Consider the following 22,513-nt stretch of genomic DNA (forward strand, 5'->3'; position numbering starts at 1 on the left):
AAGATGTTAACTACTCAAGATACTAATATACTTATTGTTTTAGTTTTGTATAATGAATTACTAGAAAATTCAGAAACATTCAAATCTCTACTTGAGTCATCAACCCATTTTAATTCTAAAAAAACAATACTAGTGTATGATAATAGTTCTTCAATAAGAGTTGACTTATCATTTCTAAAAAAATATAAAACATTTTTTGAAGTTGAATATATTTCTGATTATACCAACCCTGGCATATGTTCCGCCTATAATTATGCACTTTCAAAAGCTCGAAACGATAATTATACCTGGTTATTATTATTGGATCAAGACACTAAATTACCAGTAAACTACTTACAAACCTTAATGAAAACAAGTGATGCTTCTAATACTTCAATTGTTGGGTATATTCCCCGAGTCCTTCAAGATATAAATGAAACAATAATATCCCCTTTCAAGATTAACTCTTATGGTATTATGAAAAAACTTTCAAAGAAGGTAAGAGGCAGAGTTGATTACAATATTATTGCCATAAATTCAGGCGCACTTATAAGCGTAGACTTTTTGTCAGAAATAGGAGGGTTTTCAATTGATTACCCTCTAGATATGTTGGATTTTTGGTTGTTTACAACAATCTATGAAAAAAAGAAATCAATTTTCATAGTTGATATAAACATAAAGCATGACTTATCAGTTGCAAACTTCGAGAATAATGTATCTTTGAGCAGGTATGAAAGTATTCTTAGTTCTGAAAACCAATTTTATTCAAGCACCAAAAAAAGAAAGTATATCCATAAGCTTCGTCTAATAAAACGTTTGATTAAACAGATTAAATATACGAATAAAGCATATTTCAATAAAACTATTAAATATCTAATTAAATAAAATGATTTCGGTTTGTATTGCAACATATAATGGTGAAAAGTATATCAAGGAACAGCTATTATCAATTATCAAGCAACTTGGCCCAAATGATGAAATAATTATTTCGGATGATGGCTCCTATGATAATACTTTAGATGTTGTAAAAAATCTTGATCAAAGAATCAAGATAGTCTTTAATTCGAAAGAAAAAGGATATACTAAAAATTTTGAAAATGCAATATCTCATGCAAATGGTAAATATATTTTTCTAAGTGATCAAGATGATGTTTGGGTGGATAATAAAGTTGAAATCATGATGGGTTATTTAAAAAAATATGATCTCGTAATTAGTGATGCCGAAATTTGTAATAACATCTTAGAGCCAACGGGATTAACATATCATGAGGCTACTGGAGGCCAAGGAGGTTTTTTATATAATTTTTACAAAATTAGACATATTGGAGCATGTTTAGCTTTTAGAAGTACAATGAAAAATAAGCTATTACCATTCCCAAATAATCAAAAATTATATGCACATGATATTTGGATACCGCTTATTGGGGAACTTTACTATAAAACCAAAATCATTTCCAAACCATTAGTATTTTATCGTCGTCATAATACAAATACTTCAAGAGGTACAGCGCCAAGTTTAAATAGCTTATTTTTTAAAATCAGAATGAGATTATACACTTTAAAGAACTTATTACAGAGAATAGTAAAATAAATAATATTTTGATTTAATGTATACTCAAAGATTCAAAAATATTAGCGAAACCAAGTTCTCTGGTTTTGTAGAAATACTAACAATTGTTTCGTTTGGCCTTTTTCCAATATTGCCTAATAGTATAAAGGGCTTTCCTGTTGTTATTCTAGTTTTGAATGCAGTACTAAGTATTTTTAAAAATAATCATCCTGAAAATAATTATATATTTCAAAAAAGATGCTTTTATGCATTGATAATGACTAGCATTTATATATGTTATTTATTTTCTAGTTTCTATACTCAAAATATTTCCGACTTAAGTCAAAAACTAGAAACAAGCTTATCTTTATTGCTTGTGCCAATATGCTTTATTTTTCTGAATATAAAATCAAAACATATTGCATATTTCAAAATAACATTTATTGCTACAACAATCATTTTTATAGTTGTTTTTTGGTCTTATCTTTTATTCAAGACAAATAACACTTCACTATATACAATTAGTTCAGATATCTTGCGAAATGAAATTGATTCAATTCCCTTACTAGCACTTCATCCAATATATGCATCGCTAATTTTCAGTATAAGTATATTTTTCTTGTTTAGTTTACGTAAGAAATTACGCAATTATTTACTATATTCAATAGTTATAATTTTAGTTTTGAATATAATAGCATTAGCTAGTAAAATGGCAATTATATCTTTATTCATTATAATTGTTTATTTTTTATTTAAGAGAAAGCAAAAGTTTTATTTTAAAATATTAACAATTTTTCTAATATCAACTACAATAATTACTGCTGTTTTATATGTTCCAAATTTACGACATAGGTTCAACGAAGTTGCCTTATCAAATACTTACGAAAAAGTAATAATTTGGAATTCCACAAGTATAAGAAAAGGTATCTATGACTGTTCTATTATTTTACTAAAAAAACAATGGATCTTTGGTTATGGCATAGGAGATGTTCAAGATAATCTCAATAGTTGTTATGAAGATAAATCGGATGTCTTATACATTGGTAAATATAATTCACATAACCAATATTTAAGTATTTGGCTTGGAACAGGAATATTAGGATTTTTTATTTTTTTATTCCTATTAGCATATAATTTTAATTTAGCATTAAGATGTAATGATTTACTTTTTGAAATTATTTTGATTTTTTTTATTCTCAATTTTCTTACTGAAAACATATTGCAAAGACAAACAGGAGTAATACTTTTTAGTTTATTAATTAATTTATTTGGTTGGAGTAATTTCAATCAAATAAAAGTAATTAATTTAAAAAATATCAAAGGAGATATTAATATATTATCGAAACGAACCAGAAAATAATCATAGATATACTGGTTTAAAAATTTCAATAATAAGTATTTATAAAAAACTTTTTAAGTTTAAAATGAAAGAGCATAATTATATTTTTTGTACACCAATAAAAAAATGTGAATAATTATATTTGCTACATTCATGGAGCCTTTAGAATCTTTAAAAAAGATACGATTTAGTTAATTTTTTCATTTATTGAATTCCATTAAAAACTTTAATATTTAATGAAAGTATCTATCATAACAGCTACATATAATAGTTTTTCTAGCCTGACATCTTGTATGGAATCGGTTTTAAGTCAAAATTATGGTGACATAGAATATATTATAATAGATGGGGGTTCCAAAGACCTTACGTTAACTAAAGTACAACACTATCAAGCCAAACATAAACACATCAAACTTGTTTCAGAGGCCGATACGGGTATTTATGATGCTTTAAACAAAGGGGTAGCTTTAGCAACAGGAGATATTATTGGTTTTGTGCATTCTGATGATATGTTGGCATCAACAACTATTATCTCTGAACTAGTATTAGTATTTAAAACGCAACAAGCTGATGGCGTTTATGGTGATCTAAACTATGTTTCTAAAACTGATATTGTAAATATCATTCGTCGCTGGAAAAGTTGTACATTTTCTAAGCATTTATTAAAAAAAGGATGGATGCCTGCTCACCCTACATTATTCTTAAAAAAAGAAGTATATCAAAAACACGGTTACTTCAACTTAGACTTTAAGATTTCGGCTGATTATGATTTTATGTTGCGTATATTAATAGACGAATCCTTAAAATTTGCATATTTATCTAAAATCATTAGTATAATGCGTATTGGAGGTGCAAGTAATAGGAGTTTAAAAAATATATTATTAAAATCGAAAGAAGATTATAAGGCAATAAAGAAGAATGGAATTGGAGGGGTTTATACCCTATTCTTGAAAAACACATCAAAAATCAAACAATTTTTTGGAACTTAATACTTTAGAGCTTAACTATAAAGCCCATAGAAAATAAATGATTAAATTATTGATGTGTTTTTCGAAAAACGATACAATTCCAAAATAAACTTTAGTATCCAGTAAGAATTTTTGTATGAATCTTAGTTTGCCAAGTGGTTAGATCCTTCATAGCGTAGTCTTAGAAAAAATATTTTAAATAGAAGGTCATACTTTTTAAGTTTAGGAACTTTTTAATTTTTTCAAATTATATGAAGTTATTATTCCTATAAACCCATACAATACATCGAATAGGAAAATAATGTAAATTAAATATATCAACAATGTTAAACAATTTTCAAAATTATTCGATAAGCAGCTAGATAAGTGATATTTTTGTTTAACACTAAACAAAATATATAATTTGTATTTCCTCGAATCTGCAATAACACTATTTTTAGGAGCTTTTCTCCTAACGTATTTAACAATACCTAAAATTATAAGGCTTGTTGAATACAAACGTCTTATGGACGATCCTAACCACAGGAGTTCGCACAAAGGAAAAACGCCAACTTTAGGTGGTGCTGCTTTTTTTTACACCCTAATAATAGCTTTATTTTTTATTAAATCTTGGAGCACTTTTGACGAAGGAATGTATATTATTCCAGGTCTTACCATATTATTTATTGTTGGACTAAAAGATGATTTAGTTGTTCTATCTCCTTTATCAAAATTAATAGCTCAAACATTAGCGGTTTCCTTTGTTCTTGCGAATGAAGGTTTTATAATCCATTCATTAAATGGATTTTTAAACATTAATGAAATTCCTTATTTTTTATATCTAGGAATTGCTGGATTTATGATGATTACCATAATCAATTCTTACAATCTTATTGATGGAATTGATGGTTTGGCCTCAATTGTCGGTATTGTTATCTTGGTAATTTATACCACAATATTTTATTTGTCTGGTGAATATTATTATTCGTTAATCGGATTGACTTTAAACGCAAGTTTAATGGCTTTTTTTGGCTATAATATATCCGGTGATCGTAAAATTTTTATGGGCGATACAGGTTCATTAATTGTTGGTTTTATTATAAGTGTATTAACTTTAAAATTTTTAGCTCTTAAACCTCAAGATTATACAGAACTTCCATTTTTGTTAGAAAATGCACCATTAATTGCCATAAGCATTTTAATTGTTCCTCTTTTTGATACTGCTAGAGTGTTTGCTATACGTCTTTCTCAAAAAAGAGGCCCTTTTTCACCAGATAGAAACCATACGCATCATGTTTTAATTGATCATTGGGGATTAAGCCACAAACAAGCAAGTTTTCTTATCGGAACTTTCAATTTAATATTTGTTATGCTTTTTATTGTTTTAGGAAGTACCGCAAAAAATATTGGAATGGTAATTATGTTGGTTACTGTAGTTATTGTTCTAGGCTATGTTTTTTTCAAATACAACTATAATTTTTCTACATTAAAGCAAAAAATAATATTAAGAAAAAAAGTAGATAGCCTAAAAACAAAAATTGAAAAACCAACATTAAAAAAATTGAAAAAAAAGAAGTCAGATTTCAAAAACTAAAAGAACACAGGGATTTCTCCAGTAAAACTTAGATAATTCCCAATCAATAGGTATTTTTGCGAAAATCTTTTTTTATGAACATCCTTATTCTTGGAGCTGGAGGTCGTGAACATACACTAGCTTGGAAACTTAAACATAGCCCTAAACTTTCAAAATTATTTGTAGCTCCCGGCAACGCTGGTACAGCAACAATCGCAACCAACCTTACTATCGGTGTAAATGATTTTGAGGCTATTAAAAAAGCGGTGATTTCTGAAAATATTCAATTGGTAGTTGTTGGCCCTGAAGATCCTTTGGTTAACGGCGTTCATGATTATTTTTTGAATGATGCTGATTTAAAAAATATTCCAGTAATTGGGCCTCAAAAAGCTGCTGCAGCTCTTGAAGGAAGCAAAGATTTTGCAAAAGAATTTATGATGCGTCATAACATTCCAACTGCGGCTTATCAAAGTTTTACCGCTAATACCTTGGAGCAAGGTTTTCAGTTTTTAGAAACTTTACAACCTCCATATGTTTTAAAAGCAGACGGCTTAGCTGCTGGCAAAGGGGTGGTGATTTTAAAAGACCTACAAGAAGCTAAAAACGAACTTAAGGCAATGCTGGTTGATGCTAAATTTGGTAATGCAAGCACCACAGTGGTCATTGAAGAGTTTTTAGACGGAATAGAACTGAGTGTTTTTGTACTTACTGATGGCATTAATTACAAAGTGCTACCCACAGCAAAAGACTATAAACGTATTGGTGAGGGCGACACTGGTTTAAATACCGGTGGTATGGGCGCCATATCCCCTGTCCCATTTGCGAATGATGCCTTTATGGATAAAATACACACGCAAGTGGTTAAACCTACCGTAGAAGGCCTTAAAAAAGATAATTTACCCTATAAAGGATTTATTTTTATAGGATTGATTAAGGTTGCTAATAATCCTAAAGTGATTGAATATAATGTACGCCTTGGTGATCCTGAAACCGAAGTGGTTATTCCTAGAATTAAAAATGATCTTCTTGAGATATTTGAAGCAGTAGCGAATCAATCCTTAGATATGATCGACTTACAATTGGATGAACGCACGGCTACTACAGTTATGGCCGTATCGGGAGGATATCCTGAAGCTTATGAAAAGGGAAAAGAAATTACAGGTTTTGAAAACATTACTAACGCTACAGTTTTCCATGCTGGTACAGCATTACAAGAAAATAAGGTTGTTACCTCTGGCGGAAGAGTCCTAGCCGTGACCGCTTTTGGCAAGGATCACAAAGAAGCATTAGCCATATCCTATCAAAATATTGAAAAACTCAAATTTGATAAGATGTATTACAGAAAAGATTTAGGATTTGATTTATAATCACAAAGATTACGCTCAGTAACTAAATAGTAGTAATTAAATTACTGAGCGTAGTCGTTGTTATAGATAAGAGTGTGCTGAAACGTCCTTGTTCTCCTCACCGTTATCATTGTACTTTTTCAATTGTAACATCCAGTAAGTAAAGGCCACAGCACCAATAATCATAAAAATCCAGTTCAGCGTATTTGCTGCCCACCAGTTCTGCATAAAACGCAACGCATCCAAAGGTGCAAACAATACGTTTACAAATAAATCTTCAATCGCTCTAAAAAATGATTCCATCTTAATTATATTTACCATGCAAAAATATAAAAACCCAAGATGATTTCAAGCATTTTTGGCAAAACAAAACCAATTAATTACATTATAATACTCACATTCTTGTTTGTATTCTATTGGTTTACCTATTTTTCATTGTTTTCTTTACCCTATAAAACCGACTATCTATTACATCAGATCGTAACTTTAGGGGCATTGCTGTTTATGGTTTTTATCATCAATTTTATTGCCAAACGCAATAAAATAACAGCAAATCACTCTTATACTATATTCTTTTTTACCCTTCTAATTGTGCTATTCCCAGAGGTGCTTTTAGACAACAATAGCATTCTATGTTCCTTTTTTCTACTCCTTGCAATTAGACGTTTACTGAGCATAAAATCACTTAAAAAAATAAAAATTAAATTATTTGATGCCACACTTTGGGTAGTAATTTCAAGTTTATTTTATGATTGGGCTATTCTATTTTTAATTTTAGTGTGTGTTACTATTTATTTATACGAACCTAAAAATATTAGAAATTGGATGGTGCCATTTATTGGAGTTGTAACTATTTTAAGCATTGTATTGGGAGTACAAACCATGCTAAATCAACATCAATTTTTACAATCTCATTATAATTTCTCTGTGGGCATCACCCAAGATTACCTGTTTGAATGGCGCAATAGTTTAAAACTACTTTTATACATCCTTGGATCCTTGGTTTTAATAGTGGTAACTTTTTTAAAACTATCAAAATCTGGTCAAGGCAGAATTAATACCATGCGTTTGGTCACCGTATTCTTTTTTATTGGTATAGTTATTACATTACTTAAAGCATCCAATACCATTGCTCCAATACTAATTACATTTTTTTCAGCATCGGTTTTTATGTCTAATTACATAGAAACTATTAAAAAACCGAACATTAAAGAACTTGTGCTTATTGCCACGCTAATAATTCCGTTCATATTGTTGGTTGCAAAATTTATTTAAAACAATTAAAAGTATCTTTGCAGTAAACTACCTCGGGGCAAGCCCACGAGGCATTGAAACGAAATCAATTTTTAATTCAAGGCAAGCCTTGGGGTATTATACCCTTTGGCGGTGCCAATAAAGTTTATAGTTATGTTTAGCCAATTTGCATTTTCCATTTTTGAAGAAAGTATTACCCAATACCATATAAAAGATGATGTGTATCAATCTTTTACAAACCCATATCCAAAAGATGAAATTGCGCATTTATTATATAGAAAAAATTGGATTGATACCGTACAATGGCATTATGAAGATATTATCCGTGATCCAAATATAAACCCGGTAGATGCTTTAGTTCTTAAACGTAAAATTGATGCTAGTAATCAAGATAGAACAGATTTAGTAGAGTATATAGATAGCTATTTTTTGAATAAATACCAATCAGTTTCATTAAAAGATAACGCATTAATTAATACTGAAAGTCCTGCTTGGGCCGTAGACCGATTGTCTATTTTAGCCTTAAAAATATATCATATGAATGAAGAAGCACAAAGAACTGATGCTTCTCCAGATCACCTAAAAAAATGTCAGGATAAATTGAAAGTCCTTTTAGAACAAAAGAAAGATTTATCCACTGCTATAGATCAACTTTTACAAGATATTGAAAATGGCAATAAATACATGAAAGTCTATAAACAGATGAAAATGTATAACGATGATGAAATGAATCCTGTTTTACGCGGTAAAAAGTAATTGCAGAGGTCATGGCCACAGTAAAACACCTATTGGTTATTAGATTATCTGCAATGGGCGATGTTGCAATGACCGTTCCTGTACTTACGGCTTTAACAAAAACATATCCTGAGCTTAAAATAACGGTGCTTACCAGAGGGTTTTTTAAACCAATTTTTTCGCAACTACCTAATGTTACCATTTATGAAACAGAACTAAAAGGGAAGCACAAAGGCATTATTGGATTGTATAAATTGTATTCAGAATTAAAGGCACTTAAAATTGATGCTGTAGCTGATTTACACAATGTTCTTAGAACTAATATTTTAAAATTATATTTTTCTTTTGGAAAAATTCCTGTTGTTCAAATAGATAAAGGTAGGGCAGAAAAAAAGGCGCTAACTACCTTGAAAGTAGATAAACAAATACAACAACTTAAAACAACCCATGAACGTTACGCTGAAGTGTTTTCAAAACTCGGTTTCTCTCTTCTTTTAGGTAAGGTAATCTTAAATTCTAAAATTAATTTATCGCAAGCACTAACAAACAAGATAGCTGCACATGACAAAAAATGGATCGGAATTGCCCCATTTGCTGCATTTTCAGGGAAAATGTATCCGCTAGATTTAATGGAAAAAGTAGTTGCTGAATTAAACAATACCGAAAAGTATAAAATAATTCTCTTTGGTGGAGGCGCAAAAGAAGAAGCCATACTCCATCTATGGGAAACTACCTATAACCAAGTAGTAAATATGGCTAATAAAGTTTCCTTCAAGGAAGAATTGGCGCTTATTTCCAATTTAGCCGTAATGGTTGCAATGGATAGTGGAAATGCCCACCTAGCTGCTAATTATGCCATTCCAACGATAACACTTTGGGGCGTTACACATCCTTATGCTGGATTTTATCCTTTTGGCCAAGCCACAGAAAATGCATTACTTTCTGACCGTAAAAAATATCCACAAATACCAACATCGGTATACGGAAATAAGTATCCAGAGGGTTATGAAAATGTAATGGCAACAATTTCGCCAGAATCGATTGTGTTAAAAATTGAAAAGCTACTAAACTAAGCCGTCTGTTTTTGTGCTATGGCTCTAAAATAGAATTTTAGTTGCTGCATATACCTATATCTTAGCGCTGTTGCACTACCTTCTACCATCAGCATTCGTATTCCTAAGAAAGAAGAAATAATATAGCTCGCTACACCTTCACAATCTACATGACGATCTACATAGCCATTAAACTTTCCTTTTTGTAATGCAGAAACAAGATTTACTTCCCAAATTTTTAAAGTATCATTTAAGTACTTCATTATTTCAGGATTCTTGCCATTAAATTCATTCATGAAATTACTCAATACAAACCCATAATCGTTTTCATTATGCTCTGCAGTCTGTAAAGCTTCTTCCATACAATTGGTAATAAGGTCTAGCGGATTATCATGACCTTCTATAGGCTCAATAAGCATGCTATATACTTTACGTACTACTAAGTTTTGCAATATGCTAATGAAGAAATCTTCCTTAGATTTAAAATGATAGTAAAATGCACCTTTTGAAAGATCTAATTGTTTTAAAATATCGTCTATGCTTGTATTATAAAATCCTTGTTTGTAAAACAATTCTAATCCGGTTACTTGCATTTTATGCATGGTAGCCATGCGTTTTAGGTTCTTTTCCATAAGATTGGGTTTTTTGGGGTAAACAGACTCTAAAGTCTTTTACAAAATTAAACCTAAGCATCCATTACACCCTAAAATTGGGTTAAAACCAATTAAAACTCGTTAAATTGCGGAATTAACCCAGAAAATTGATTTCTCAAAAAAATCACAAACCCGTTAGTCGGTAATATTTCGTTAATTATCGATAGCTTTTGGCCAGCGATCGGCACTTAATTACCCATTTCACCCAAAATTGTAATTGTTTTTTAGTTCAAGTATTTCTAATTTGTTACTGTCCCTTGGCAACTACTACCTGCTCCAGCGGTACAACCATAACAGTGTTGTGAAATAATAATATTTCTATCGTTCAACAAATCTTCATTATAGTCTTTTATGTGTTTTACTTTACTTGCTACTTTAAGATCTAACATTTGGTTAAAATCACAATCATATAACCAACCATCCCAACTAATAGAAATGGTATTGGTACACATTACATTTTGCACTGCAGCAGGATTATATGCATCTACTAAAGCATACATATAATCTTCATAATTTTCCGATGCTATCAAATAATCTAGAAAACGAGCAATGGGTAAATTCGTAATCGCAAAAAGATTGTGGAATTGAATATTAAAATCTTCCATCAATGCTTTTTTAAAATCTTTTTCCATCGCGGCTTGGTTGCCTGGTAAATATGCTCCTGAAGGATTATAAACCAAGTCTAATCGCAAACCACTGTCTGGCATACCATAACCAACCGCATTTAATTCTTGCAATGCTTTGATCGATTTATCAAAAACACCCTCACCACGCTGCTTGTCTGTTTTACCACGTGTATAATGTGGCATAGATGAAATTACATGGACATTGTGTTTCTTAAAAAATTCTGGTAAGTCATAATATTTCTTGTTCGCACGGATTATGGTTAAATTAGATCTTACAATAAAATCTTTAATCCCTGCCTTCGCTGCTTCTTCAACAAACCATCTAAAGTCTGGATTCATTTCAGGTGCACCGCCTGTTAAATCTAACGTATGAGCTCCTGTATTTCTGATTACTTCTAAACATTGCGACATGGTTTCCCTTGTCATTATTTCCTTACGATCAGGACCTGCATCTACATGGCAATGTTCACAAACTTGATTGCACATATAACCAACATTAATTTGCAAAATCTCCAATTTTTTAGGTCGAAGTGGAAAATGCCCAATTTGCGCAATTTTATCTTTAAAATAGGGTAATTCACCTTCGGCAAAAATACCTCCGTTTAAAATTTCTAATTGCCTGTTAGTAATTGCAAGTTCGTCATGCCTTGCTTTTAATGATTTTGTAGCCATTTGTTTTTTGTCTTCTATTTACAGTAATCCTTACTTAAAACTCTAAAGGTCTTAAATCTATTATTGAACCAGCAACTATCAACTCAATTACATGGATAGTTTGTCGTATTTCTTCATCATTTGAACACCATGCACTAAGGTTGCACCACTTTCAATTGCGGCACCTACGTGAACAGCCTCCATCATTTCTTCTTTAGTTATCCCTTTTTGCAAACCATCTTTGGTATAGGAATCTATACAATACGGACATTTCACCACATGCGAAACGGCTAGTGCTATTAACGATTTTTCACGAGCACTTAAAGCGCCTTCTTCGAATACTTTGCCGTAATAATCGAAAAATTTAGTGCCTAACTCTTCACTCCATTCGGTGATTTTTCCAAACTTTCTAAGATCCGCTGGATCGTAATATGAATCTGCCATTTTCTTTGTTTTTATAGTTTTAGATTGATTGTATTTTGTTTCGTTCTCAAAATTATAAGGTATTCCTTTTAATCGTTTTTCCGTTTCAGGGAGAATCTCCATATTATCCCACAGCCCTGAAAGCAATGTTTCTGCATATTCCATAGGCAAATGATTCTCTTTCATTTTTACATAAGCTGTGGTATAATCGTACTCTAAATACCTATGAGTATATTTTAATTCACCTCCTACATCCTCTAAAATCATATACCATACTCTTGTGGTTCCGTCATTTGCCGGCATACCAATAACACCAGGATTAATCCAATGCTGTGCTCCCATTTGATGAATAAAAGGTAAGCCACAATGCCCCGCTAATATTACCTCAGCATGTAAAGACTTAAATACTTTTTGTTTGACTTCCTCAGGTGTTGATTCAAAAACAAATTCGGATACATTATCGTACGAGCCATGAACTACAGCTACTTTTTTACCTACGTAATTAAAAGTGATATGGTTTGGTAAAGTGCCCATCCATGAAATAGAATCGGGTGATAACTTAGATTTAGCATAAGGATACCACATTTTAGAAAATCCATCACAACGACTCCCTGCTGTAAAATCGCATCCACAATCTTCCGCATCTTCAAATAATTGTTGTTCCACGTTGCCAGAAATACTTCTTGCTCCCCAATTTTTAAATAATGCTACCGTTTCTTCTGGTTGTGCACAATAGCCCACAATATCGCCTGTACAAATACAATTTTCAGGGGCGATATTTTCTTTACTAGCAATTTCTATAAGCGCTTCAAGTGCTTGTAGGTTGCTATAGACACCTCCAAATACTAAAACCTTACCCGCAACTAAACCTATGTGTTCTATTTTCTTATCCATATGGGTATAAAATAAAGGGTTATGCAACTTATAATTCCCCAAAAATTAATCCAAAGCAAATCGGCATATTTACCGGTTGTAAAGATCAATTGATTTGGAAAAAGATTAAAGATCAATAAAAAACCAAAAACAATTCCGCAAAAAACACTTAAGTGAAAACTTAGTTTTGGTGCTTTGGATTTCCAGAATATAAAAACAGGAGTTAATCCTATTACCATTGTGCCGCTAATTGTAGTGGCTGATAAAATCTCAGCATCTAGAAAAACAGGAATCGTACCTAATACGGCTATGAGTACCATAGACCATCGACCAACTTTTAAAGAATTACCCAATTTAAGATCAATAGATACCAATTTTGAAAATGAAGAAAAGGTAGAATCTAAAGTGGATGCTGCAGAAGTAATCATAATAAAATTAATGACTAATAAAAGCACCACACCAAATGCCTTACCAACCTCAACTGCCGCTTGCCCAGACATGCCACTGGATTTAGCATAAACACCAATTATACTAAAAAGTATAATACAAATTCCACCGACTACAGTAGCCAACAAAAAGCTCTTTAAAGTGATTTTAGGACTACTGATAAAACCTCTATCCGTTAAAACTGGATCATGGAAAGGATAACTTAAAGATTGTAATACTGCGGCAAATAATAGATTTAATCCCATTTCAAAAGACCAGATTCCAGAAAGGGTAGCCTCGTGGATTGTAAAATTAGTTTTTGGTCCAAAAATGACACCAAGTATAACAATCAAAAGCACCGAAAACAATCCCATTTGTAAAACATCAGTAAAAATAGAACTGCTTAATCCGCCTTTTAAAACATAAGCCAAAGTAAGAACAGTAAAAACAAGTATAGACCAATAATAAACACTTGTTCCCATATCGCCAAAATAGCTTCCTATGACCATGGTGTTACTCCATACTTCATTGAACAAACGTATGGCTATTAATATGGAAAAAACCGCAACGGCTCCTTTTCCAAACTTTGAAATTAGAAAATGGTGGATACTTCTATACCTACCTTGAGTTCGCATTTTGTAAATGACTATTCCGGCTACAGTAAAGGATAAATAATATGCTGCATAAGCCACGCCCCCTACAATCCCATAATCTAACCCTAAATTAGCAGCATTGGTAATGCTTTTGGCAAAGATCCATGATATAACTAGGCTCCCCATTAACATAAAAGTATTGGGTGCTTTTTTCTTATGTTCCGCCTTAAAAAACTGATTGGTATTTTTTGCCAATGGAGACAACAAAAACAATAGCAAACTAGATGCTATTATAAGTCCCCACTGCCAATATTGTATATCAATCATTGGTTTCTAGTTTACGTCCCACCATACTTTTACGTTTATACTGTTGTCATTTGTTGCGCGTGCCGCATTGGTATAGTTTACATTGTTCAAAGCCTCCTCTTCCGCTGGATAAGGCATGCGAACTGGAATTATATTATTGTTTAAGCTTGCCGAAATGGCTTTAAGTTGCGGGAAACCTGTTCTTCGGTATTCAATCCAACCTTCATAACCATTTATCATATTGGCAATCCATTTTTGGGTTATTATTTGCACTAAGGCATTTGTCCCTGAACTATCATAAGCACCAGAAGTAACTAAATAATCTGCTGGCAAATCCGTACCCCAATAATCAAATGATTGCGTTACTCCCAATTCGTAAAGCGATTTGGAATCAGTAGTGATTAAGCCTTTAAGTGCAGCTTCGGCTAATAAAAACTGTGTTTCCATACTGGTCATAAAATTGGCATCTAAACGAGCGGTATTTTCTCTGAAAATAGTTCCTGTAAGTGAATAATCTGCGGGTGATATAGAGGTTTGAGAAGCATCTATTCCGTTTATAAGTCCGTTAAACTCACCATCAGCACTATTTGCAAAAGGTCTGAATAAAGTAGCTATACGCGGATCGTTTAAATTGGTCATAATTTCAAACATGGTTTCTGAAAGCACGTAATTATTAAAATCTCCTACACGCAAACGAGCCAATCTAAAATTATTAGGTTCACCATCTGTGAAATTAAATATCGCATTTTGACTATTTTCTTGGATATAAATTCCAGAATCAAAAATGGATTGTAAATCGCTAGCGACATCAATCTTATCTGAAATACGCATAAGGGCTTTAATTTTTAAAGAATTTGCAAATCGCACCCAAGCTTGTAAATCTCCATTAAATAAAATATCGCCTTCTAAAGCTATACTCCCATCATAATTTTGGATAGCCAATATTCCCTTATCCAAATTATCTAAAATTCCCCCTTCATCGAGATAAATAGATTCTTGAGAATCATATTTAGGCGTAACAGAACCTTTTGCGCCTTTAAATGCTTCTGAATAAGGGACATCTCCGAACAAATCTGTCAAACCAGCAGTCATATACGCTTTTAAAATGAGCGCAGGACCTTCGTAGACTGTATAGGTTTCATTTTCTTTGACTAGTTCCAGAATGATTTCATTATCCCGAAGGTTTTTATAGAAAATAGGCCAAGGGTTGCCTCCCAACTGAGGAGATTTTAAATTATGTCTATCAAACAAATTAAAATCTAATGCGGTGGAATACTGCCCTAAAAGATTTCCTGCCGTAAAACCTTCATAAGACATTTGCTCGCCATAATCATAAATTACCTGACGCAATAATAGGCTAGGTTGCACTGTTACTGGCGAATTAGGATTTGTATTTATTTCTTCAAAATCTTTGGTACAAGATAATACTGTCCATAAGCTAAGTATGGATACTACAATAGACTTTATAGTTGTTTTATGTATTGTGTTCATTTTTTCTAATTAAAAATTGAATCCTGCTTTAAATCCAATGCTTCGTGATGTCGCATAAGACATGTCTTCTACTCCTCCCACAAAACCATTTCCTTGTACGGCTAGTTGTTCTGGATCAAAATGCGGATTCTCTGTTATTGCAAAAATGTTTCTTCCGATTACAGATAAACTTAAAGTAGCACCTTGATTAAAGAACTTTAAATTGTTGAATGTGTATCCAATAGCAAATTGTCTTAGTTTTAAAAACGATGCATCGTAAGTGTTGTTCTCTTCATGGTTACGATCATAGAATTGACGGTAATAGCTTTCAGCAGTAACCGCCACAGTATTCTGCTCGTAAACTGGATTATCGGATGTACCAACATTAATCACACCAATTGGTATAATTCCTTCGGTAGGTCTATAAGCTGTTTCTGCTAACTGCCCACCAACATTACCAAGCGCCTTAGTTCTAGAAACTATAATACCGCCTTGCTGCCAATCTAATAAAAAGCTTAAATCCCAATTTTTATAATTGAATTGGTTGTTAAAACCAAGTGTAAAATCTGGATTGTAATTTCCTAACTTTTGCAAATTGTTGTCGGCGATATATCTACCTTGATCAGTTAAAATAAAATCTCCATTTTCATTTTTTAAATAACCCGTTCCATACAAATCTCCAATACGACCTCCTTTTTCAACTTGTAAATATACCGTTTGGTTTTGGCTGTCATAAATTCTAGAATAGGCTAAAGTTAATCGACCATCTTCTTGCGGTAAATCTTCAACAGTTGCTCTATTTGTGCTAAAATTAAAAGTGCTGTTCCATTTAAAATTTGATGAAATAATTGGTGAAATACCGGCAATAATTTCAAGGCCTTTGGAACGTACTTTTCCGCCGTTAACAACTTGTTGCGTATACCCCGAAGAAATTCCAATAGGAAGCGAAATAATTTGATCTTTGGTCAAGGCATTGTAATACGAAATATCAAAAGTAAGTTGATCTCCGAAAAAACGTAAGTCAGCCCCTATTTCGAAAGATGACGTGCTTTCTGGCTTTAAATTTGGATTTGCTATGGAATTTTGATTGCTAAATGTTGGTTGCCCGTTAAAAGGTGTTTGAGCAATAAATGCACCTGTTGTTTGGTACGGGTTAGTATCATTGCCCACTTGTGCCCAACTAGCTCTTAATTTTGCGAATGATATTGCTGTTGGCAAATCTAAGACTCTAGATACGATAAAACTGCTTGACACCGATGGATAGAAAAACGAAGTGTTATCTACTGAAAAAGGAGTAGCCAATGCGCTCGACCAATCATTTCTTCCTGTAATGTCTACATAGAGAAAATCTTTATATCCGAATTTGGCAACACCGTAAAAGCTATTAATCCGTTTGTTGGATTCAAACTCAAAAACTTCAACGGGAGAGGCTGCGTTTGATAATCTAAAAATACCTGGTTGAGCAAGACTTGTAGTTTGTGATTGCCCCGTAAATGCTTTTTGGTCTAGTCTATTTCCTCCTATTGAAAAATCGACCTTAAAGTCATTAAATACATTTTTATAGTTCAATAAAAAATCGGTATTTACTTCTCTAAAAAACACATCATGTTCCGCGTAACCTCCATTTCTAAAACGATTAGAACTAAAATTTCTTCGCATTTGCCGTACTTCACTCGAATAATCCATTCCAGATCTCACGGTGGCAGTTATCTGATCTGTAATTTCATAACTAGCGGAAATATTACCAAAAACACGATCACGATTAAAGGAATTTCTGTTTTCAAGTAGCGTAAAATAAGGGTTGTCAAAAAAAGTATAATTAAACGAATACTGCTGAACACCTTCAAGACCAGGCTGCCAATAGTTTTTTAAACTATTAATATTAAGAGAACGAGGTCCCCAAGCCACTAAAGCATAGTTTACATTTTCGGAACCATAGCCATTGCTTGGCCGGTTATCGCTTTTAGAATTTACATAACTAACTGAAGAATTAATCTTTAATCTATCAATAGGCTGAAACCCTAATCTTGCACTAACCGTTTGCCGGTCTAAATTAACTCCTGGGATAATTGATTCACTACGCAAATCGGTAAAAGAAAGTCGGTAATTACCTTTATCAAATGACGAAGAAATAGCGATGTTGTTTATAAGTGTAGTACCTGTTTCGTAAAAATCTTTTAAATTATCCGGATGCGAAACAAAAGGCGTTGGAGTTATAGGCAAACCACTATATAAAGCCGTATCTCCGCCACGAACTACAGTGCCATTTGCTAAAGTAACAGGACTATCAAACTGAGGAATCAGGGTTCCTTGATCCAGGCGAGGTCCCCAACTATAAGAAATTAAATCGTTCGTACCGCCACCTAGTCCGTCTACATAAGCAAACTGTCCAGAATTTCCCTGACCATATTCATTTTGAAATTCGGGCAATTTAAAAGCGGAATCCACAAAAAAGCTGGTGTTGTAACTTATACCTAAGCCTTTGGTTTTAGAGCCATTTTTTGTTTCAATGACGATAACACCATTTGAAGCGCGAGAACCATACAAGGCAGCAGCACTTGGCCCTTTTAAAACCGAAACCTCAGCAATATCATCAGGGTTCACCTCCATAGCTCCATTTCCATAATCTATTTCCTGAAATCCTGCAGCAGCTTCATTGCTAAAATTAAAAACAGAATTATTATTTATAGGAACTCCATCAACAACAAAAAGTGGATTGTTATTAGAAAATGATGCTTCGCCTCTAATGGTTATTTTCGAAGTAGAACCTACACCAGTTGCCCCTTGTGTAATGGTAACTCCTGCGAGTTTACCTGAAAGGTTATCTAAAAAATTTACAGATTTTACTTCTGTAACTCCCTTAGTGTCCAAACTTTGCACTACATAACCTAATTCTTGTGTGGAGCGTTTTACACCTAAAGCAGTGAGTACAACTTCATTTAACACTTCTGAATCATCTTGAAGAACGACATTAACTATGCGTTTATTCTTAATGTTGATACTTTGTGATTTATAGCCGAGATAGGAAAAAACCAATATTTCTGATGCTTCATTGAGTGCAATGGAATAATTACCCTCTTCGTCTGTGGTGGCACCAATATTGGTTCCTTTGACAAGAACATTTACAAAAGCCAATGGTTCATTATCGCTATTTACGACGTTTCCGGTAATGGTATTTTGTGCTATGGACATTGCAGAGAAGCAAAGCATGAACACTACTAATATATATTTCATGTATAGGTTTACTAGTTATAACATCAATGTTGAGCATGATTTAGTTTTAAGTAAAAGCTAAACTGCTGTTTCTATTTCTAAGATTGAAGTACTACTGGTGAACCTTTATTGAAGTAATTTGAATGAAGAATATTATAAACAATCAAGTAAATAATAGTAGTATAAACTTGAACAGTTTGAAGAATTTGTAATACTATTTTTACCAATTCTTTTGGTAACACAAAGCTATAGTTGAATGCTTTTTTTAAATCATATTGAGTATCAAGATCTACCAGCATAGAAAGGAAAACCACTTGTTGTTGCTGGTTTGATGTTACCGCGTGAACAACCGATTTTCTAATGTGTTTAGTTTGCCATGGTAGGTTTTTAAATATCTCAAACTTAAAATGGGATTTATTTATGCCCATCAAATAAAAACCACCATCCATTGAAGGGCCTAGAACTAGTTTATTTTTATTTAATTCTTTCTCCGCTTTTAAGAGTGATGCGGTAGTAAGTTTGGGTGTATCATTACCAATAGCAATAACATTGTCGAAGCCTTGTGACAAAACCTTGTGAATAGCATTGGAAAATCGTTCACCAAAAGAATTACCTAGTTGTTCTTTTTCTGTAAAATGAAAATAAGGAAGTTTGGTTTTCTTAACCGTTTGTATTGTAATGCCAGTAAGTGTATCAAATAATTTTTGACCATTAACAATAGCCTTATGCTTTAACTCTTCTTTAGAAGAATTAGCAAAGATTATTATCGCTGTTTTACCTTGATTACTCGTATTCATAATGCAATTCTATGCTAAATTTACGATAAAAACATAGTAAGGGTTTGGTCGAAACATGATTTTTTACTTACAACATTTTCGATAATTAACATTTTAGGCTTTTCTTAGAAAACAAACTAACTGGTATAAATAGATTTTTTAATCTTTCTAAAATCATTTTAAAACAACCATAAAATGCAGCTAATATCTGTTATTCTACCACATTTACAATTAGAATTGCAACTGTTGCTTTGAAACAAACCCAGTAGTTTGTTTTTTGTGTGCCTAACAACGTATTAAATCTTTGAATTTATCAAATAAGCAATTAATTTTACACTACTTTCAATCCCGAAATGAAAAATAAACTAGATAATTACAAATCTATCGGCCTTGTACTTTCTGGCGGAGGGGTACGCGGTATGGCGCATGTAGGCCTGCTAAAGGCAATGGAAGAATTTGGTGTTGAAGCCAAAAGTGTAACTGGAAGTAGCGTTGGAGCACTAGTAGGCGCACTTTATGCCAATGGGAATTCCATTGATGACATGCTTAATTTTTTCAAAACCACCCCATTATTCAATTATCAATTTTTAACCATAGCAAAGGCTGGTTTTATTGATACCGATAAATATGTAAATCTTTTTAAAACCTATTTTCCTCAAGATAATTTTGAATCGCTTCAAAAAGAACTCCATGTAGTCGCAACAAATATTCAAGACGGCAATGAAGTATTTTTTAATTCAGGTGAATTAATTCGGCCTTTATTAGCTTCAGCTGCTCTACCACCTGTTTTTAGTCCCGTAGAATTACAAGGGCAACTTTATGCGGATGGTGGAATTATGAATAATTTTCCTCTAGAACCTTTAGAAAAAAAGTGCGATTATATTATTGGAAGCAATGTTTCCATTATCAGCAAATTGGAGAAAAAAGACTTGAAAAACTCTTTTCAACTTACTGGTAGAGTAACTGGATTGATGATTTATGCCTCATCAAAGAAAAAAATTGAAGCTTGTGATTTGCTATTAGAATCACCTAGCTTAGAAAATATAGGAATGCTGGATAGAAAAGGAATTGAAAAAGCATTTACCATTGGGTACGACAATGCCTGCAGAACATTTGAAAAACTAAACTAATTTTGATGATAAAATACAAAAGGAGAATAGTTGACTATTCTCCTTTTGTATTTTTATTTTTTCCTTATTGTATTCTAAACATTGTCATAATCTATTTTCAATGTTGGTGTTAAAGGATGTGCTTGGCAAGTAAGAATTAAACCTTCGGCTATTTCGGCATCGGTTAAAATCTGATTTTTTACCATTTCAGCTTTTCCTTCTGTAACTTTTGCAATGCAACTGCTACAAACACCTCCCTGACAAGAATAAGGTGCATCAATATTTTCTTTTAAAACAGCATCTAAAACCAACATTTTCTTATCCATTGAAAATGAAAATGTTTCATCGTCTACTACAACTTCAATTTGAGTTTTACCATCTAAATTCTCGGCCATGGTATCTACAGTATTCGATGAAGTAAAAAGCTCAAAGTGGATTTTACTTTTTTCAATTCCTGATTCTTGTAAGGTATCTGAAACTAAATCGATCATCTCCTCTGGGCCACATAAATAAAAGGCATCAAAAGAAACATTTTGAAACTTATTTTTTACAATATAATTTACCGTGGACGTATCTATTCTACCAAAAAGAGCGCCTTCATGATTAACTCTACTTAAAACATGTTGCACAAAAAACCTATTGGTATATTGCTTTTCAAGTGCTGCAATTTCTTTAGAAAACATTACTTCCTCGGTGTTTTGATTACCATAAACCAAAACAAAAGTGCTATTTAAATGGCTTTTTAGTACCGTTTCTGCAATACTCATAATTGGAGTAATTCCGCTACCTGCAACAAAAGCAGCTACATGTTTTGCGCTATTGGTTGGTTCAAAAACAAAGCGACCTTCTGGCGGCATAACTTCAAGAACATCGCCTACCTTAATTTTTTCATTGGCATAGACTGAAAAGATACCATCTGTTACTTTTTTTACCCCCACCGTAATTTTATTCGTAGCGGGCACTGATGAAATAGAGTAAGCTCTACGCAATTCAACACCATTAATTTCTTTACTAATGGTAATATACTGCCCTGCACTAAAACTAAAGACATCTTTTAAATTATCTGGAATAGCAAATGAAATAGCAACTGCGCTTGGCGTTAATTGCTGTACTGCTGAAACTTTTAGAGAATGAAAATCGCTCATGTAATTTATTTTCAACAAAATTACATAAAGCACAAACCATATAAAACTTAAAAGTTACAAAAATATTATACCTAAGATTCTTATACATAAGAAAATTATGTATATTTGAAACCAAGGTAAACGAACATGGGAAATTCAAAATTATACAAGGGCAGTCTTAACACCATAATTCTGAAGCTCTTAGAAGAGCAAGGAAAAATGTATGGTTATGAAATAACACAAAAAGTAAAAGAACTCACCAAAGGTGAGCTAAATATTACAGAAGGTGCCCTCTACCCTGCGTTACACAAATTAGAAGCTGAAGGATTGCTTGATGTTGAAGTAGCCAAAGTAGATAACCGACTTCGTAAGTATTATAAACTTACGGAACAAGGTGAAAAAGAAACCGTAAACCGACTTGCAGAGCTAGAAGAATTTATCCGCAGCATGCAAAACTTGGTGAACCCTGATTGGAGTATTAACTAAATTGTTTTGT

At 32.6% G+C, this 22,513-nt stretch carries 20 protein-coding genes and 1 pseudogene; 11 read left to right on the top strand and 10 right to left on the bottom strand.

Annotated elements, in window-relative coordinates; genetic code table 11:
• Nucleotides 1-3 precede the first annotated feature (3 nt).
• The 6 genes from B8963_RS03650 (at nt 4) to purD (ending at nt 6,754) form a co-directional block, all read left to right on the top strand.
• Nucleotides 4-864 carry a glycosyltransferase gene (locus B8963_RS03650; RefSeq protein WP_084060032.1) on the top strand — a complete coding sequence of 287 codons (861 nt, stop codon included), beginning with the start codon at nt 4-6 and terminating at the stop codon, nt 862-864.
• Nucleotide 865: 1 nt separating this feature from the next.
• A complete protein-coding gene (locus B8963_RS03655) occupies nt 866-1,570 on the top strand; it encodes a glycosyltransferase (RefSeq protein WP_084060033.1) in 705 nt (234 codons plus the stop codon).
• Nucleotides 1,571-1,586: 16 nt separating this feature from the next.
• Nucleotides 1,587-2,888, top strand: coding sequence for an O-antigen ligase family protein (locus tag B8963_RS03660; protein ID WP_084060034.1), 1,302 nt, complete (start codon nt 1,587-1,589; stop codon nt 2,886-2,888).
• A gap of 215 nt (nt 2,889-3,103) precedes the next feature.
• A complete protein-coding gene (locus B8963_RS03665) occupies nt 3,104-3,856 on the top strand; it encodes a glycosyltransferase family 2 protein (protein ID WP_084060035.1) in 753 nt (250 codons plus the stop codon).
• A gap of 484 nt (nt 3,857-4,340) precedes the next feature.
• The gene (locus tag B8963_RS03670; protein WP_234989604.1) at nt 4,341-5,408 is read left to right on the top strand and encodes an MraY family glycosyltransferase; all 1,068 of its coding nucleotides are present in this window, start codon (nt 4,341-4,343) and stop codon (nt 5,406-5,408) included.
• 74 nt (nt 5,409-5,482) lie between these two features.
• Nucleotides 5,483-6,754 (top strand): phosphoribosylamine--glycine ligase, encoded by a 1,272-nt coding sequence (purD, locus tag B8963_RS03675; RefSeq protein WP_084060037.1) that lies wholly within the window; start codon nt 5,483-5,485, stop codon nt 6,752-6,754.
• 60 nt (nt 6,755-6,814) lie between these two features.
• Here the strand turns inward: purD and B8963_RS03680 are convergent, their stop codons facing one another.
• The gene (locus tag B8963_RS03680) at nt 6,815-7,036 is read right to left on the bottom strand and encodes a DUF6341 family protein (protein ID WP_084060715.1); all 222 of its coding nucleotides are present in this window, start codon (nt 7,034-7,036) and stop codon (nt 6,815-6,817) included.
• 39 nt (nt 7,037-7,075) lie between these two features.
• Between B8963_RS03680 and B8963_RS03685 the strand changes: the two genes are divergently transcribed.
• The 3 genes from B8963_RS03685 to B8963_RS03695 all read left to right on the top strand — a co-directional run bounded on the left by B8963_RS03685 (nt 7,076) and on the right by B8963_RS03695 (nt 9,795).
• Complete coding sequence (locus B8963_RS03685; protein WP_084060038.1) at nt 7,076-8,008, top strand: DUF6427 family protein; 933 nt, start codon at nt 7,076-7,078, stop codon at nt 8,006-8,008.
• A 132-nt stretch (nt 8,009-8,140) separates the two neighbouring features.
• Entirely contained in the window at nt 8,141-8,743 is a 603-nt protein-coding gene (locus tag B8963_RS03690) for a DUF4254 domain-containing protein (RefSeq protein ID WP_084060039.1), read from the top strand.
• A gap of 11 nt (nt 8,744-8,754) precedes the next feature.
• The gene (locus B8963_RS03695) at nt 8,755-9,795 is read left to right on the top strand and encodes a glycosyltransferase family 9 protein (protein ID WP_084060040.1); all 1,041 of its coding nucleotides are present in this window, start codon (nt 8,755-8,757) and stop codon (nt 9,793-9,795) included.
• Here B8963_RS03695 and B8963_RS03700 read toward each other — a convergent pair.
• The 8 genes and pseudogenes from B8963_RS03700 to B8963_RS03735 form a co-directional block, all read right to left on the bottom strand.
• Nucleotides 9,792-10,406: a TetR/AcrR family transcriptional regulator gene (locus B8963_RS03700; protein WP_084060041.1), complete on the bottom strand. Its 615-nt coding sequence runs from the start codon at nt 10,404-10,406 to the stop codon at nt 9,792-9,794. The genes B8963_RS03695 and B8963_RS03700 overlap by 4 nt on opposite strands.
• Before the next feature lie 260 nt (nt 10,407-10,666).
• Complete coding sequence (gene arsS, locus B8963_RS03705; RefSeq protein ID WP_084060042.1) at nt 10,667-11,725, bottom strand: arsenosugar biosynthesis radical SAM (seleno)protein ArsS; 1,059 nt, start codon at nt 11,723-11,725, stop codon at nt 10,667-10,669.
• 87 nt (nt 11,726-11,812) lie between these two features.
• Nucleotides 11,813-12,148: an arsenosugar biosynthesis-associated peroxidase-like protein gene (locus B8963_RS03710; protein WP_084060716.1), complete on the bottom strand. Its 336-nt coding sequence runs from the start codon at nt 12,146-12,148 to the stop codon at nt 11,813-11,815.
• 270 nt (nt 12,149-12,418) lie between these two features.
• Nucleotides 12,419-13,021: pseudogene (locus B8963_RS03715) on the bottom strand (metallophosphoesterase family protein); the annotation flags it as partial.
• Nucleotides 13,006-14,346 carry an SLC5/6 family protein gene (locus tag B8963_RS03720; RefSeq protein WP_394334729.1) on the bottom strand — a complete coding sequence of 447 codons (1,341 nt, stop codon included), beginning with the start codon at nt 14,344-14,346 and terminating at the stop codon, nt 13,006-13,008. The gene B8963_RS03720 and the pseudogene B8963_RS03715, both read right to left, overlap by 16 nt.
• Nucleotides 14,347-14,352: 6 nt before the next feature.
• On the bottom strand, nt 14,353-15,816 hold the full coding sequence (locus B8963_RS03725) for a SusD/RagB family nutrient-binding outer membrane lipoprotein (RefSeq protein WP_084060043.1): 1,464 nt from the start codon (nt 15,814-15,816) through the stop codon (nt 14,353-14,355).
• Nucleotides 15,817-15,825: 9 nt separating this feature from the next.
• The gene (locus tag B8963_RS03730; RefSeq protein WP_084060044.1) at nt 15,826-19,029 is read right to left on the bottom strand and encodes a SusC/RagA family TonB-linked outer membrane protein; all 3,204 of its coding nucleotides are present in this window, start codon (nt 19,027-19,029) and stop codon (nt 15,826-15,828) included.
• A 77-nt stretch (nt 19,030-19,106) separates the two neighbouring features.
• Nucleotides 19,107-19,805 (bottom strand): TIGR04282 family arsenosugar biosynthesis glycosyltransferase, encoded by a 699-nt coding sequence (locus tag B8963_RS03735; RefSeq protein WP_084060045.1) that lies wholly within the window; start codon nt 19,803-19,805, stop codon nt 19,107-19,109.
• 332 nt (nt 19,806-20,137) lie between these two features.
• Here B8963_RS03735 and B8963_RS03740 point away from each other — a divergent pair, with 332 nt between their 5' ends.
• The gene (locus B8963_RS03740) at nt 20,138-20,914 is read left to right on the top strand and encodes a patatin-like phospholipase family protein (protein WP_084060046.1); all 777 of its coding nucleotides are present in this window, start codon (nt 20,138-20,140) and stop codon (nt 20,912-20,914) included.
• A 74-nt stretch (nt 20,915-20,988) separates the two neighbouring features.
• On the opposite strand, the gene B8963_RS03745 is transcribed toward B8963_RS03740, so the two are convergent.
• Nucleotides 20,989-22,038: a ferredoxin--NADP reductase gene (locus B8963_RS03745; RefSeq protein WP_084060047.1), complete on the bottom strand. Its 1,050-nt coding sequence runs from the start codon at nt 22,036-22,038 to the stop codon at nt 20,989-20,991.
• 126 nt (nt 22,039-22,164) lie between these two features.
• On the opposite strand from B8963_RS03745, the gene B8963_RS03750 reads away from it, so the two are divergent.
• Nucleotides 22,165-22,503 (top strand): PadR family transcriptional regulator, encoded by a 339-nt coding sequence (locus B8963_RS03750; RefSeq protein ID WP_084060048.1) that lies wholly within the window; start codon nt 22,165-22,167, stop codon nt 22,501-22,503.
• The last annotated feature ends 10 nt before the right edge of the window (nt 22,504-22,513 follow it).

This window comes from Cellulophaga tyrosinoxydans, assembly GCF_900176415.1.
GTDB classification, from domain to species: Bacteria; Bacteroidota; Bacteroidia; order Flavobacteriales; family Flavobacteriaceae; genus Cellulophaga; species Cellulophaga tyrosinoxydans.

What these genes read in the sequence shown, in the direction of transcription:
- B8963_RS03650 (WP_084060032.1), top strand. Translation starts at nt 4, where the DNA reads ATGTTAACTACTCAAGATACTAATATACTTATTGTTTTAGTTTTGTAT.
- B8963_RS03655 (WP_084060033.1), top strand. Translation starts at nt 866, where the DNA reads ATGATTTCGGTTTGTATTGCAACATATAATGGTGAAAAGTATATCAAG.
- B8963_RS03660 (WP_084060034.1), top strand. Translation starts at nt 1,587, where the DNA reads ATGTATACTCAAAGATTCAAAAATATTAGCGAAACCAAGTTCTCTGGT.
- B8963_RS03665 (WP_084060035.1), top strand. Translation starts at nt 3,104, where the DNA reads ATGAAAGTATCTATCATAACAGCTACATATAATAGTTTTTCTAGCCTG.
- B8963_RS03670 (WP_234989604.1), top strand. Translation starts at nt 4,341, where the DNA reads ATGGACGATCCTAACCACAGGAGTTCGCACAAAGGAAAAACGCCAACT.
- purD (WP_084060037.1), top strand. Translation starts at nt 5,483, where the DNA reads ATGAACATCCTTATTCTTGGAGCTGGAGGTCGTGAACATACACTAGCT.
- B8963_RS03680 (WP_084060715.1), bottom strand. Translation starts at nt 7,036, where the DNA reads ATGGAATCATTTTTTAGAGCGATTGAAGATTTATTTGTAAACGTATTG.
- B8963_RS03685 (WP_084060038.1), top strand. Translation starts at nt 7,076, where the DNA reads ATGATTTCAAGCATTTTTGGCAAAACAAAACCAATTAATTACATTATA.
- B8963_RS03690 (WP_084060039.1), top strand. Translation starts at nt 8,141, where the DNA reads ATGTTTAGCCAATTTGCATTTTCCATTTTTGAAGAAAGTATTACCCAA.
- B8963_RS03695 (WP_084060040.1), top strand. Translation starts at nt 8,755, where the DNA reads ATGGCCACAGTAAAACACCTATTGGTTATTAGATTATCTGCAATGGGC.
- B8963_RS03700 (WP_084060041.1), bottom strand. Translation starts at nt 10,406, where the DNA reads ATGGAAAAGAACCTAAAACGCATGGCTACCATGCATAAAATGCAAGTA.
- arsS (WP_084060042.1), bottom strand. Translation starts at nt 11,725, where the DNA reads ATGGCTACAAAATCATTAAAAGCAAGGCATGACGAACTTGCAATTACT.
- B8963_RS03710 (WP_084060716.1), bottom strand. Translation starts at nt 12,148, where the DNA reads ATGGCAGATTCATATTACGATCCAGCGGATCTTAGAAAGTTTGGAAAA.
- B8963_RS03720 (WP_394334729.1), bottom strand. Translation starts at nt 14,346, where the DNA reads ATGATTGATATACAATATTGGCAGTGGGGACTTATAATAGCATCTAGT.
- B8963_RS03725 (WP_084060043.1), bottom strand. Translation starts at nt 15,816, where the DNA reads ATGAACACAATACATAAAACAACTATAAAGTCTATTGTAGTATCCATA.
- B8963_RS03730 (WP_084060044.1), bottom strand. Translation starts at nt 19,029, where the DNA reads ATGAAATATATATTAGTAGTGTTCATGCTTTGCTTCTCTGCAATGTCC.
- B8963_RS03735 (WP_084060045.1), bottom strand. Translation starts at nt 19,805, where the DNA reads ATGAATACGAGTAATCAAGGTAAAACAGCGATAATAATCTTTGCTAAT.
- B8963_RS03740 (WP_084060046.1), top strand. Translation starts at nt 20,138, where the DNA reads ATGAAAAATAAACTAGATAATTACAAATCTATCGGCCTTGTACTTTCT.
- B8963_RS03745 (WP_084060047.1), bottom strand. Translation starts at nt 22,038, where the DNA reads ATGAGCGATTTTCATTCTCTAAAAGTTTCAGCAGTACAGCAATTAACG.
- B8963_RS03750 (WP_084060048.1), top strand. Translation starts at nt 22,165, where the DNA reads ATGGGAAATTCAAAATTATACAAGGGCAGTCTTAACACCATAATTCTG.